The sequence below is a fragment of the Streptomyces sp. CO7 genome (genome assembly GCF_053474865.1).
In genome coordinates, this window is the sequence record NZ_JBRIOU010000004.1 from 376,161 (window position 1) to 388,177 (window position 12,017).

Annotated in this window: 13 protein-coding genes and 2 pseudogenes; 6 read left to right on the top strand and 9 right to left on the bottom strand. The window is 67.3% G+C overall.

The features are described from left to right. Window positions 1–598 precede the first annotated feature (598 nt). Entirely contained in the window at window positions 599–1,288 is a 690-nt protein-coding gene (locus tag ACOV8S_RS14420; RefSeq protein WP_448318202.1) for a hypothetical protein, read from the top strand. 299 nt (window positions 1,289–1,587) lie between these two features. Here ACOV8S_RS14420 and ACOV8S_RS14425 read toward each other — a convergent pair whose 3' ends face one another. Then, a complete protein-coding gene (locus tag ACOV8S_RS14425; protein WP_448318203.1) occupies window positions 1,588–1,950 on the bottom strand; it encodes a hypothetical protein in 363 nt (120 codons plus the stop codon). 1,024 nt (window positions 1,951–2,974) lie between these two features. Here ACOV8S_RS14425 and ACOV8S_RS14430 point away from each other — a divergent pair. Beyond that, window positions 2,975–3,370: pseudogene (locus tag ACOV8S_RS14430) on the top strand (XRE family transcriptional regulator); the annotation flags it as partial. Continuing rightward, complete coding sequence (locus ACOV8S_RS14435) at window positions 3,345–3,818, top strand: NUDIX hydrolase (protein ID WP_448318204.1); 474 nt, start codon at window positions 3,345–3,347, stop codon at window positions 3,816–3,818. The pseudogene ACOV8S_RS14430 and the gene ACOV8S_RS14435, both read left to right, overlap by 26 nt. On the opposite strand, the pseudogene ACOV8S_RS14440 reads toward ACOV8S_RS14435, so the two are convergent. From ACOV8S_RS14440 to ACOV8S_RS14455, 4 genes and pseudogenes are all read right to left on the bottom strand, one after another. Next, window positions 3,806–4,337, bottom strand: a pseudogene (locus tag ACOV8S_RS14440) (HD domain-containing protein). The gene ACOV8S_RS14435 and the pseudogene ACOV8S_RS14440 sit on opposite strands and share 13 nt — an antisense overlap. A 502-nt stretch (window positions 4,338–4,839) precedes the next feature. After that, window positions 4,840–6,072 (bottom strand): hypothetical protein, encoded by a 1,233-nt coding sequence (locus ACOV8S_RS14445; protein ID WP_448318205.1) that lies wholly within the window; start codon window positions 6,070–6,072, stop codon window positions 4,840–4,842. Further along, window positions 6,053–6,610, bottom strand: a complete 558-nt coding sequence (locus tag ACOV8S_RS14450; RefSeq protein WP_448318206.1) for a DUF4365 domain-containing protein — start codon at window positions 6,608–6,610, stop codon at window positions 6,053–6,055. The genes ACOV8S_RS14445 and ACOV8S_RS14450 overlap by 20 nt, the downstream gene beginning before the upstream one ends. Before the next feature lie 462 nt (window positions 6,611–7,072). Then, window positions 7,073–7,402 carry a winged helix-turn-helix transcriptional regulator gene (locus ACOV8S_RS14455; RefSeq protein WP_448318208.1) on the bottom strand — a complete coding sequence of 110 codons (330 nt, stop codon included), beginning with the start codon at window positions 7,400–7,402 and terminating at the stop codon, window positions 7,073–7,075. 146 nt (window positions 7,403–7,548) lie between these two features. On the opposite strand from ACOV8S_RS14455, the gene ACOV8S_RS14460 reads away from it, so the two are divergent. Next, the gene (locus ACOV8S_RS14460; protein ID WP_448318209.1) at window positions 7,549–7,968 is read left to right on the top strand and encodes a YybH family protein; all 420 of its coding nucleotides are present in this window, start codon (window positions 7,549–7,551) and stop codon (window positions 7,966–7,968) included. 50 nt (window positions 7,969–8,018) lie between these two features. Continuing rightward, window positions 8,019–8,408 carry a hypothetical protein gene (locus ACOV8S_RS14465; protein WP_448318210.1) on the top strand — a complete coding sequence of 130 codons (390 nt, stop codon included), beginning with the start codon at window positions 8,019–8,021 and terminating at the stop codon, window positions 8,406–8,408. Window positions 8,409–8,503: 95 nt separating this feature from the next. Here the strand turns inward: ACOV8S_RS14465 and ACOV8S_RS14470 are convergent, their stop codons facing one another. From ACOV8S_RS14470 to ACOV8S_RS14480, 3 genes are all read right to left on the bottom strand, one after another. Further along, window positions 8,504–9,565, bottom strand: a complete 1,062-nt coding sequence (locus tag ACOV8S_RS14470) for a peptidoglycan-binding domain-containing protein (RefSeq protein WP_448318211.1) — start codon at window positions 9,563–9,565, stop codon at window positions 8,504–8,506. A gap of 275 nt (window positions 9,566–9,840) precedes the next feature. Then, window positions 9,841–10,506: an NUDIX domain-containing protein gene (locus ACOV8S_RS14475; RefSeq protein WP_448318212.1), complete on the bottom strand. Its 666-nt coding sequence runs from the start codon at window positions 10,504–10,506 to the stop codon at window positions 9,841–9,843. Then, entirely contained in the window at window positions 10,503–10,922 is a 420-nt protein-coding gene (locus ACOV8S_RS14480; protein WP_448318213.1) for a DUF4406 domain-containing protein, read from the bottom strand. Before ACOV8S_RS14480 ends, ACOV8S_RS14475 begins: the two co-directional genes overlap by 4 nt. 48 nt (window positions 10,923–10,970) lie before the next feature. Between ACOV8S_RS14480 and ACOV8S_RS14485 the strand changes: the two genes are divergently transcribed. Beyond that, entirely contained in the window at window positions 10,971–11,729 is a 759-nt protein-coding gene (locus ACOV8S_RS14485) for a DeoR/GlpR family DNA-binding transcription regulator (protein WP_448318214.1), read from the top strand. A gap of 19 nt (window positions 11,730–11,748) precedes the next feature. Here ACOV8S_RS14485 and ACOV8S_RS14490 read toward each other — a convergent pair whose 3' ends face one another. Beyond that, entirely contained in the window at window positions 11,749–11,907 is a 159-nt protein-coding gene (locus ACOV8S_RS14490; protein ID WP_448318215.1) for a hypothetical protein, read from the bottom strand. Between the last annotated feature and the right edge of the window lie 110 nt (window positions 11,908–12,017).

Genomic DNA, 12,017 nt, shown 5'->3' on the forward strand with positions numbered 1-12,017 from the left:
CGGCAGTGGGCCACGCGGGGTGGGACGGAGAACTTCGCGGAACCTGGTGCTCGCGAAAGGCCGTTGAGAATCATCCCGGTCAGCGGGCATCATGAGGCCCTTCCCATCGGTCGATTCCCGCGAGGGCGCCATGCACGGTACGGACCCGGCGGCAGCGGCCTCCTCCGCCACGGGCAACACGCACTCCGCACCGCCCACCGGGGCCGCACTGCCTCCCGGGCCCGTATCAGCCCCGCAGAGCACGGGCATCGCCCCGGCCCCGGTGGCCACTCCACCTACGTCGGCCCGAGGCGCGACTTCCGTCTCCGCGGCCGCAGCGCCCGCCCCGGGTCCGCCCAGGCCACGTCGGCGCGAACTGATCGCCGAGGCTCTCGTCCCGGGCACGCTGGAGAGCCCGCCGGGGCAGAGACGACGGAGGGTCCTGTGGACTCTGGCGAGCGGCGCCGTCATTGGCCTTCTCGCCTGGCTCGTTCCGGCCGTTCTCGACTATTTCGCGACCGAGCCGACGACACGCCACTCGAAGCAGGTCGAGGAGAACCTCGACCGTGAGGGTCCAGCTTTTACGGCGTCCACGCGCGTGGACGCGGACCCGCTCTACATGGCTTATGTACTGGATCGCCCGCTGACCCGTACCGAGGCCGCCACCTTCCTGGAATCCGGCGCCGACGACGGCCCTAACTTCGAGGAAGTGGAAGAACTGGCCGCGACCCACGGTGGCCACGGTCTTGAGGACCCTGGCTGGGACAAGTCCGACGGATACGTGTCCTCGTGGCTCATCGATCTCTTCAGCGACAGATCGGCGAGCCTGGCGATCACCGGCATGAGGGCCAAGGACCTGAGATGCGGCCCCGCCGCCGCGAAGACGGTCATCCTGATCCGCCCCGAGGGCGGGGGTGCCTACGACGGAATTCATTTCAATCTCTCCGAGCCGAAGACGCCGTACTCCCTCAGCCCTGACGACAACCTCGGCAAGCCGTACTTCTCGCACAAGAAGATCGATCTCGGCAACGGCACCGAGCCCGGAGGGTTACGTGCGAGCTTTTCGTCCGGGGTGCAGGATTGCGACTTCCTGCTGGAAGCCGAGTACAGGGATTCCTTGGGGGTGCACCAGCAGGAAATCAAGAATGCTTCGGGACGCTTCGCGGTGCGCGGACTTCCCGCGAACCCGTACCAGTTCTTCCTCTGGACGGACGGGGGTGTCTTCGATTGCGGCCCGCACCAGTTGCAGCGCCCCCGGATGTGCCCGGTGCTCCCCTTCTCGGTCACCAACTGGTCTTCCGTTCACTGAAGCGGCACCGCACCGACTGCGATCAGGTTCCGGCGCCTCCGCGAGCAATTCCACGCCGCCGCGTCGCTCCCGTGCGGACGGTCGTGGTCGTCCCGGCAAAGCTCCCGCCGGAGTCACGTCCGAAGCCCGGACCGGAAGTTCTCCGGTCCGGGCTTCGGACGTGACTTCGAGGGCTTCGGGAGGCGGCAGGGATCAGTTGCCGCCGGGAGGGACGATCACGGCCACGACGAAGTCCCAATGCCGGCCAACGCCCAACGACCGACACGGACAGGATCACCAGGCCGCGCCACCTCATTGTTTTAGCCGTTGTTAGAGCCGTCACCCCAGCCCATCGCCTGCTCGATCTTCTTGTTGTTCAGCTCCTCGTGGCCGTCGATGCAGCCCTGATACCGGCGGTGAATGACCTCGGGTGAGTTGCCCGCCCGCCGGGCCACCTCCGCGACGGGGACGCCCGCGTTCAGCCAATGCGTGATGCACGTGTGCCGCAGGTCGTACGGCGGATGGGCAAGCGGAGATTCCACCTTGTCCGGCGGGAGGGCGATCGGCCGAGCCTCCTGCCAGACCCTCCAGTAGCTGGACGTCCCGGGTACGGCGCCGCGCTCGTTGACGAAGAGCCGACCGTCCTTCGCCGTGCCGAACTCCGCTATGTGCGCGCGGAGCATGGCGACGAGCGTCGGAGGAATCGGTACGGGGCGGTCTGCCTTGGGCTCCCGAGTTCTGAGCCCGCGCTTGTCGTGACGCTGCCCCGAGTCCGTCCACCGCTTGCCGGACACCGGCCGCGTCTCCTTGAGGGTGAGCGTCCCCCACCCCTTCCCGGGGAGGTAGCAGTCCCTTTTCCTGAGCCCCACCGCCTCGGCCGGCCGCATCGCCGCGTACATCTGGCAGGCGCAGAAGGCGACGAGTCGGCGTCCACGGTTTCGGTGAACGGAGCCCACGTAAGAGACGGCCGTGAGGAGTTGCTCACCCTGGACGGCGTTGACCAGGACCCGGGGTTCACGACGTCGCCCTTGGTGGAGCCCGCGCGCTTCACTCCCGCGAGCGGGTTCTCCTCCAGGTACCCGCACTCAATGGCCGTGTTGAAGCCGCGGCGCCGGCGCCTATAGGTCTCCCCCGCTGCCGGGGTGTCGTCCAGCTTGAACGAAAGCCGGTATTGGACGTCCCGCACCACCTTGGGGTCGGCCAGAGCCGAGAGCGTCAACGACCGGGTCCGGAGCCACGTGCACGCCGCCACGAGATCCGGCGGCGGCTCCTCGTCCTGGTGCGCCGGTACAACTGCCCATCGCATCGCGAGCCGCGTCTCCTCCGGCGTGGGCGCCTTCTTGCCGCCCTCCACCATCGCGAGCGCCACCGTGGCCAGGCTGTCGGCCAGCCCTTCACGGGTCTTCGCCGCCGCCGTACGCCACCGGCTCGCCATGTACTCGCGGCTGAAGTCCCACCAGGACGGATCGGGCTTCTCGTTCTCCTTCGCGGCAGCCGCCCGGAGCTCCGACTCCGGCAGGCCGGACGCCACGTCGAACGCTTCGCCCTTTCGCATCGCCTGCCACAGCTCGGAGACGGCGACTCCCCGCGAGGGCCACGGTGGCGAAGCTGGCGGCCCTCACCTTTCCGGCAACCGTCCAGCGGATCTGATCCGGAGCCTTCTTGCTCCGCACTTGGTTGACCTTCCAGACGCGTACGTCCGTAGAGTCGACCGCCGGCGTCCGGGTCCGATTCATGCTCGGCGAGCCGGACTCAGCCGCAGTGGCAGTACGCGGAGCCGATGAGGGGATCGACGGGGCCATGGCGGGCAAGATCCGAAATGCCCTGGTCAACTATGCGCCACTCTTCGGACTTCCCGGTGTGGAGTTCCGCCTCCACTCCACCGTGCTCTACAACTCCCTCTATCGCGCGGATGACCAGATGCTCGCGAACGGGCACCTGTACGGCGTCGGCGCGTACATGGCACCGGTGCTGCACATCCAGCGGGAGCTCTTCGACGCTTACGCCGAGAGCGTCGAGCGAGTCTGGGAGAGCGCCCGCCCCATCACCTCACCCACTGACTTGGGAGCTCAGACGCATGAGCCGGATCGACTACTTCCGTGACCCCACCGCTCCAAAGGCCAACTCGGTTGTGCCATCCGTGACGGTCGTCGTACGCGACGTCGAGGGGCGACTCCTCCTCATCCACAAGACCGACAACGACCTGTGGGCTCTTCCGGGCGGGGGCCACGACATCGGCGAGCGAATCGGCGACACCGCGGTCCGCGAGGTCCGGGAGGAGACAGGGATCGAAGTGGAGGTGGACAACATCGTCGGCCTCTACACGGACCCGGACCACGTCCTGGCGTACGACGACGGAGAGGTCCGCCAGCAGTTCTCCATCTGCTTCCGGGCCCACCCGGTCGGCGGGTCCCTCCGCACGAGCAGCGAATCGAAGGAGGTCCGCTGGGTAAACCCAGCGGATCTCGATGACCTGGACATCCACCCGTCCATGAAGCTGCGCATCCGGCATGGCCTGGACGAGTCGCGACGGGAGCCCTACCTCGGCTGAGCGCCGGCTGCAGCAGCAGCCATACGGCACTCCACCCGCTCGTTGGCGGCGTAGATCTCGGGCGCCGCGCGGCTGAATGAACCGCCCCACGATGGTGTTCGGCCCGTACCGCTGCACGATCTCGTCCAGCCGGGCCACCGGGGTGATGTGCCCGCCGTCGGGCGGCGTCGTGATGTCGGAGACGATCAGCGCGTCCACAAGTTCGGGCCGCTCAAGCTCGAACTCCGTCCCAAGCTCATGCCGGAGCCCTCGCTCCTCAGCCTCTGGGAGCGCACAGGAGTGATGCGCTACGAGCCGCACCACCCGCTCGTCGGCGCCCTCTTGCTCTCGAAGGAACCGAGCCCCATCGAGCGGGTGGAAGCCGGTGGCCGCGATGGCCGGCGAGTACCCGACGTCATGCAGAACGGCGGCGGCCTCCAGCAGCTCGGCGTCGGCGCCGAGGATCGGGCTCAGAGACCGAGCCCGCTTCGCGACGCCGAGGGAGTGTGCCCAGCGACGCGGCAGCGGATCGGACAACATCGATTCGGAGCGAGTACGCGCGCGACGTACTGCAGTTCGTGAGGCTCCAAAGCGCGTACAGAGCTGGGACTCACTGGGGTAGACATCCCCCACCGCAAGGTGGTCATCGAGGACGACGCTCACGACGTTGCGTCGCCACTGCTCAAAACCCGCCATCCGACGCCAGGCACTGACTCATTGACACGGCCAGCCTCAAGAACCTTCAAGGCACGGCGCACGGTGTTTCTCTACACGCCATGAGACGCCATGAGCGTCGCTTCCGACGGCAGCGAAGACGTGAATCTGCCCCCTTCGGCATCCTCCCTTAGGTCATCCGCGATAGACAGATACGTGCCGCGTGGACTCGGTCGCTCCGCCATGCCACCCCACACTTCCCTCCAGAGATTACGGCCTAGGACTCTGCATACACCAAACTGCTCGCTTAAGCGGCTAACACTACGTAGCCTGCCGCAGGCGACAGCAGAAATCGATGCCACCTGCGACGCGCAGCAATCGTTAAGCGCTAGAACATTCCCAACTGGCCCGGAATACCCTCTTGCTCCGAGGAACGCCTAGGGGCCTGAAATTCCTCCAGCGGCCCAAGTGTCCGCACCACAGTGGCGTCGTAGAGCCAACTCAGATTGCCTTCTTTTTCTAGGCGCCCGGCCACAAGAATCGCGAGATCCTCCTCATGCGCCCTAACCGCCTCGTGATAGTCCTCTTCGTCCGCAAGCCTCACGCGAACCTTGCGGGGCCCTTGCGGCTGCAGCGAGTCGATGCCGAATACACCGGGACTTCCTACTGTCTTCTTCGCGAGAAGATGCACTCTACCGGTGATCGTAAACTGCGTAGATGATTCGTCCTCAGCCAACCTTACGGCCGCCTGCGAAAGGGGAGCAACATCCCCGGAATGGAAAAGAAACTCACTTTCCACCCCGCTTGGCCTCGCTTGCCCTTGATCCCACTCCACGGCAATAAGCGCCTCATCGGAATTAGAAGCTATCCCGAGGAGAGCATTGGTCATCTCGTAAGAAATGCCGTCGATGACACCCTGCTCGAACCCTGCGAGTGAGCCACTTGCCCGGTAGTGATCAAGGGCCTCTACGGTTGCTCCCACGGCATGGACCACGGCCTCGTTGACACTCCGCACGCGAGTCACGCCTACGTCTAGCATCCGGGCCGAGCTCTCAGATCCTTGCTTGAGATCGATCGCAGCGTCCGACGGAGCGAGAGCAGTGACAATGTAACTACCAACCGCCGTCTGCCCCATAAGGATCTGATCCAAGTATCGGGTAGCGAATCTCCCATGCCGATTAACGAAATGACGACCTGGACCAAGGTAGTATTTTGCACCAGCCAGGAAAGTCCTGCGTGCGCTCTCAATCAGCCGCTCACCCTGCCGCCACGAAATCAGACCACTCGGCGCCTTCGATTCCTTCTGGAATCGGAATTCGTCGGAGGCGGCGACAGCAATCCTGGGGTACAGCGAACGCGACCAGAAGTCGCGACGCTGAGCCAGTTGAGCTAGCGCCGAATGCATTAGCTGTGGATAGTCTGGGGCATTCGGGTCAAGGGGAATGACGACACTAGGCATGCCTTCATATTCACCACCCCCCGGTGGCGCATAACGTGCATAGATGCCAGCACGTGAACCAGCAACGAGCCATCCCAGCTCACCCAAGATCGCTTGAAGCCTCCCTGGATCAACATTGGCCGGGATGGTCAAGCCGTCGGTCTCACCCAGCAAGCGACTCACCCCTATCCTGCCTACCCAAGAGCTCGATCAGTGCCTGCGCGTCAAATACGTTGCCCGTGGGGACGTCGATCACAGGCTTCACCAGATCCGACACCTCCCCCTCAAGATGCGTCCAGTAGCACTCCCGCTTCACGAGAAGCCCGCCATCCATGATCTCGGTCCAGTCGCACTGAGCGAGGGGCACCGTCATAACGATGAGGATCTTCTTAGGATACGAACGAACCACCGACAGGCCCTCAAAGTACTCACGCTTCGAGAACTTGTAGCGGAATGACTTGTCGTCTCGATTGGGAACCACCTGAGTGGTGCACTTGAGTTGCGCGAAGAGCAAACTCTCCTGCTCCAAGTGGTTGCGCCCAGGGCGGATGAACTGAACATCGACACCGAAGGTGTCCTTGCTCATCACTTCCACGGAACAGCCGGCCGTCGCCGCCACGGTGGAGACATAGCCCACCTGCAGCTGCTCCATCATCGTGGTGACGGTGCGATCATCAACGGCTTGAATGTTCCGCTTGCGAGACTTGCCGTCTCTGTCCACCAAGCAGGACCCCCCTGACCTTTCCGCCCCAGTGCGAGCAGCGTAAAGGGAGGCCCCCTACCTCGGGGAGGGCTGGTACGCGTGATCTCCATAATCGAACACTAGCTCGACGCTCTGACAGTGTCGCGGCCACTGCGGAGACACACAGACCGGCGTGTACGAGTGAGGAGCGAGTGACCGGAAGGCCTCACAACGGCATCAAGGTAAATCTCCGCAGCTCAGAGCGCTGCGGACTGCCCAGACGAGAATGCCCTCCGGAGCCGTGTGCGCAGGTTCGAATCCTGCCGGGGGCACCTTGGATCAGGTGCCCAAAGACCCCGTCATCAGCGGAAACGCTGGAGCCGGGGTCTTCGCGTATGTGCGGGCGCACGCAGGCCGAAGCGGCCGTAGGCCGGGATCCGTGACGAGGCGTGGATAAGATCTTGCGGCATCGCCGAGGGTGGGACGGCTCAGTCCGGCCGATCAGTGCACAGGCCTCGTCTCGCTGCCACTTTCAGCCTCGATGTCTTGTGCTGACGCCTCCGCACCCCAGTCCCACAACGCCTGGAGGACAGGGCCGAGGCGGTGTCCCCTCGGGGTGAGCGTGTAGCGGACTCGCGGCGGCCAGCCCGGTCGACGGTCGCGTTCGACGACTCCGGCCTCGCTCAGCTGCGCCAACCGGTCGGACAGAACCTTGTCCGACAGCTTGGGCAGGGCCGCGTGCAGCTCGCTGTAGGAACGGTCACCACGCAGCAGTTCGCGAACCAACAGCGTCGTCCAGCGGCCGTGCAGCGCCGCCAGCGTGATCTCCACCGGGCACTCGGGGGTGGGTGCGGTGACCGTCGCACGCGGGTCGTCGGGGAGCCCTGCTGGGTGACCAACCGTTCGGTGAGTCACGAGATCGCCTCCTAACGTGAGGGCACTTCGATTCTCCCGGCCCGGAAGGACGTCTGTCGATCATGCGAACCTTGGCCGATCGGCCCGAAGAGGTGCCTGTGGTGTTCGCCGAGCGGTTCAATAACGGCGACGCCGCCGCGTTGGCGCAGGTCTACGAAAGTGCAGCGGTGCTGGTCCCAGAACCGGGAGCACCGGTGACCGGGCGGGATCTGCACGCCGCGAACGGCAGCCTGCAGAAGCTCGGCATTCCCATCGCGGTCCGTCCGCGGCATGTGTACCGGAGCGGAGACGTCGCGCTGCTGATCGTCGATTGGGTCATCGACGGGACCGGCCGTGAGGGGCAGGCCGTGCACGTCGAAGGCACTGCCACCGACATGGCCCGGCGGGGTGCGGACGGCCGGTGGCGGTATGTCATCGACAACCCCTTCGGCACCCGCGCACACCAACATCCGACCGAGGACACCGGGGAACCAGCGCTCTGAGCGGTATACGGAACGGTCTACTCCCCCAGCCGCGGGGCATGCGGGTGCGCATGATGCTGGCTCGCTCCTTACCCGACACCGCCACCGAGTGGTGGATCTTCCTGGGCGCGTTCGTCCTCTACGTGTTCAGCCGATGGTTCTTCGCGTGGCAACAGGCCCGGCGCGACGGCGACAGCCATCCCGTGCGCGCCGCACTGGCCGAGGAGGACGACCCTCAGGAACTGCAGGTGGCCGCGACGACGGGTGGTTTTCGCTCCTACCGGCAGTTCTTCGGCTGCCTGGTCGGCGGCTTGGTAGTTGTCCTGGTCGTTGCCCTGACCAGTGGAGGGCTGCGCCTGGTCCTCCTGTGGACCGTGGTGCCGGTGTTGATCGTGGCGCTGGCGTACCTCGACTTCCGTCAGGCCCGGAAGGCCCGAGAGGCGCAGACGGGCGTCTCCTGAGTTGCCGCACGCGCCTGAGCCCCGCCGCCCGCGAGAGCTGGGGGCGGCGGGGCTGCGAGCAGGGGCCGGGCTGCCGTCCGGGTGGGCCGCTCGGTTCAGCGGGTGCCGAGGAGGGTGCGCCAGGTCTGGGTGCCGATGACGCCGTCGGCCGTGAGGCCGTGGGACTGCTGGAAGGTGATGGTCGCGGACTGGGTGCCGGAGCCGAAGGCCCCGTCGACGGTGAGGCCGGCGCCGTAGACGTTGAGCTGGGTCTGGGCCGCCTTCACCGCGTCGCCCTCGGAGCCGTACTTCACGGTGGGGACCAACGCGGACCAGGTGTTGGCGCCGATGATGCCGTCCGCGGTGAGCGACTTGGACCTCTGGAAGTCGATCACCGCGGACTGGGTGGCCGACCCGAAACTGCCGTCTGCGGTGAGCGGGTAGCCGGCGGCGCTCAGGAGGTACTGCGCGGCGCGGACGTCGTCGCCCTGGGAGCCGGACTTCAGGACCGGCCAGGCCGCGGTGGGCGAGGGGGTGGGAGTCGGGGTCGCGCCGCCGGAGTCGCCGAGCTTCACGGGGCGGAAGGGGTCGTAGTTGTCGGTGCCGATGCCGTACTTGAGCTGGCGGTAGGTGGTGCCGTAGGTGCCGCGCTGCTCGTAGGCCCAGTAGGCGGTGTGCGCGGAGTCGGCCCACTTTTCGAAGATCACGACGTGGCGGAAGTCGCCGTCGGTGGTGCTGTAGTCGATCAGCAGGTCCCCCGTCCGGAGTTGGCTGACGCTGCTGAGGCGTTGGGTGACGCTGCTGGTGGTGGCCAGCCCGACGGTGTTCAGGCCGGGCGTGCTCAGCCCGAGCGTCATGGATACGTAGCCCGAGCAGTCCTGGCGGTAGCCGTCCCTCCAGACGGTTTCCATGCTGTAGGGGACGGGGCCGCCGTTGTTGGCGGTGAGCCAGGTCTTCGCCCGTCTGATCATCTCGTCGGGGGTGAGGGTGGCTGTGGCGCCGGCCGCCTCGGCCTGCAGCGCGTGGGTGTGGGCGACGAATTGTGTGTCGGCCGTGGGAGTCGGGCCGCCGGACTCCAGACCTGTGACCGTCGTGGCCGCCACGCCTGCCGCCGTGACGGCTACCAGGGTGAGCTGGGCGCTGCGGGAGAGCCTGGTGAGTAAGCGCGTGAGCCGCACGAGCCGCATGAGTCCTCCGAAGCATCCGACGAGCCGGGCGTGACGTCCGGACGACACGTCGGGGTGCGACGGTCCGACCGGTCCCTGAGGGCTGAGGACTGAGGGCAGCCTTCAGCGGCCATCAGCGTGGCGTACGACCGGGGCCGGCACCAGAGCGCCGACATGGCGTGCGCATGACGGTTGGCTTGGTGTCGCTGCAGAGATACGACAAGTCCTTGTACGTCCGGCGGCGAGACGGCGGCGGCACGGGGCAACGGGGTAGGCGCTCGCCGGGTCTAAGGGCGGACGAAGGGGCCGTGCAGGGCTGCCCACTGCAGGAGCAGGATGGTCTTGCCGTCGGTGATGCGGCCGTCGCGGGTCATCGTGAGCGCCTCGGCGAAAGGAAGTTCGAGGACCTCGATGTCCTCGCCGTCCTCCTCGAGGCCGCCACCGGCGCCGGTGCGGTCGGCCGGGGCGTAGGGGGCGGCGAAGAAGTGGAGGCGTTCGGTGACCGAGCCGGGGCTCATGTAGGCGTCGAGGACGTGGGTGAGCGGGCCGAGGGTGACGCCGAGTTCTTCGGCCGCCTCGCGCCGGATCGCGCTGGGCGGGTCGTCGGCGTCGAGCAGGCCGGCGGCGGCCTCGATGAGCATGCCGTCCGGGTGGTCGTTCACGTAGGCCGGGTAACGGAACTGCCGGGTGAGCAGGACGCAACCACGGGCCGGGTCATAGGGCAGGACGACGGCGCCGTTGCCGCGGTCGTACGTCTCGCGCTGCTGGGTCTCCCACCGTCCGTCGCGGCGACGGTAGTCGAAGGTGGTGCGGCGCAGGACGTGCCAGCCCTGGGAGGTGAGTTCGACGTCGCGGACGACGACGTCGGGGTTGCGGTCGAGGTCGCGGCCGGCTTGGTCGAGGTGGGTGCGGCCGCGGTGGTCGGGGTGGTCGACGCCCGGGCGGCCGGTCACGCGGTCTCCTGCGGGACGTCGTGGGAGGTCGCTGTGGGGAGCGGGGCCTCCGCGCGGTGGGGGATCTCGGAGACGTCATGGAAGACCGGGAGGCCTCGGCGGCGGGCGGTGGCCACGTCCTGGTCGGCTCCGGCGGAGGCGCCGGGCAGGCGCAGCACGGCGTCGCAGTGGGCGAGCAGGCGGTCGGCGGTCGGGTAGAGCACCTGGTCGGCGAGGGGGTCGGTGGGGCCGGCACCTGCTGAGCGGAGGACGGGCAGGGCGATCCACTCGCCGATCACGGGGATGTGACCGGCCGCAAAAACGGGCCAAGCGGCGGCTTCTAGGCGGGCGAGGTTGGCGGCCATGGCCTGCGGGTCGCCGTCGGTGCCGGAGCGGTAGGGGCCCGCGATGAGGATGAGCAGGGGCTTGTCGGTCATGACGGCTAAGATACATGCAGAAACGAGAAGGAACAGGAAGGAACGTGCATGCTGGCTGCTGAACGGCGTGAGCACCTGCTGGGGCTACTCGCCCGCACGGGGAAGATCGTGGCCAAGGAGGTAGCCGCTGAGCTGCACATTTCCGAGGACAGCGTGCGGCGTGATCTGCGGGAGCTCGCCGCCGAGGGACTGTGTCAACGGGTCTACGGCGGTGCGCTGCCCGCGTCACCCGCGGTGGTGGACTACGACGCGCGGCAGGCGGTGGCGCCGGACGGGAAGCGGAAGGTCGCCGCGGTCGCCGCGGGGCTGGTGCGGGCAGGGGGTTCGGTGATCCTCGACGGAGGCACCACCGCCCTCGCCGTCGCGCGGGCGCTGCCGAGGGACCTCGACTGCACGGTCATCACGCACAGTCCGACGATCGCGGCCGCACTGCTCGAGCATCCGCGGGCGGAGCTGTTCCTGCTCGGGGGGCGGGTCTTCAAGCACTCGGCGGTGACCTGTGGGGCCGCGGCGGTCGAGGCGGCGCAGAATGTCTCGGCCGACCTCTTTCTGCTCGGCGTCACCGGGGTGCATCCGGAGGCGGGGCTGACCACGGGGGACGCGGAGGAGGCGGCGATGAAGCGCGCGCTGGCGGCGAGGGCCGCGGACACCTACGTCCTCGCCTCGTCGGAGAAGATCGGCACGGCCTCGCAGTACCGCGTGCTGGGGTGGGAGAAGGTGAGCGGGTTGATCACCGATGCCGATCCGCGTGACTCGGTGGTCGAGCGGGTCGGGGAGTTGGGGGTGGAGGTGCTGGCCGCGGGTTGAGGGGCCTCGGTCCCGGGCGTCAGTCGACCAGGAGCGCGTGGTGCGGGTCGTGGCGCTGCCAGACCCGCAGCGGACCGAGGGCTTGGATGCCGTGGCGGACGGCGACGTCCAGGTTGGCCTCCTCGGGGTCGCCTTGTGTCCCGAACTCACCCACCAGGCGGTGCGCTTGGCTCATCACCGCGCAAGACTCGGCGTTGTTGCGGGACGCGGCGCGGATCAAGCGGTCCCGGTTCATCTTCGGTACGCATCTATGCCCGCCCCCCCCACCAGTCGCACGCTCTTGCCGCA

Excerpts from the sequence above, each read along its gene's own strand:
- ACOV8S_RS14485 (WP_448318214.1), top strand. The coding sequence starts at position 10,971 with ATGCTGGCTGCTGAACGGCGTGAGCACCTGCTGGGGCTACTCGCCCGC.
- ACOV8S_RS14435 (WP_448318204.1), top strand. The coding sequence starts at position 3,345 with ATGAGCCGGATCGACTACTTCCGTGACCCCACCGCTCCAAAGGCCAAC.
- ACOV8S_RS14480 (WP_448318213.1), bottom strand. The coding sequence starts at position 10,922 with ATGACCGACAAGCCCCTGCTCATCCTCATCGCGGGCCCCTACCGCTCC.
- ACOV8S_RS14425 (WP_448318203.1), bottom strand. The coding sequence starts at position 1,950 with ATGCTCCGCGCGCACATAGCGGAGTTCGGCACGGCGAAGGACGGTCGG.
- ACOV8S_RS14460 (WP_448318209.1), top strand. The coding sequence starts at position 7,549 with ATGCGAACCTTGGCCGATCGGCCCGAAGAGGTGCCTGTGGTGTTCGCC.
- ACOV8S_RS14465 (WP_448318210.1), top strand. The coding sequence starts at position 8,019 with ATGATGCTGGCTCGCTCCTTACCCGACACCGCCACCGAGTGGTGGATC.
- ACOV8S_RS14420 (WP_448318202.1), top strand. The coding sequence starts at position 599 with ATGGCTTATGTACTGGATCGCCCGCTGACCCGTACCGAGGCCGCCACC.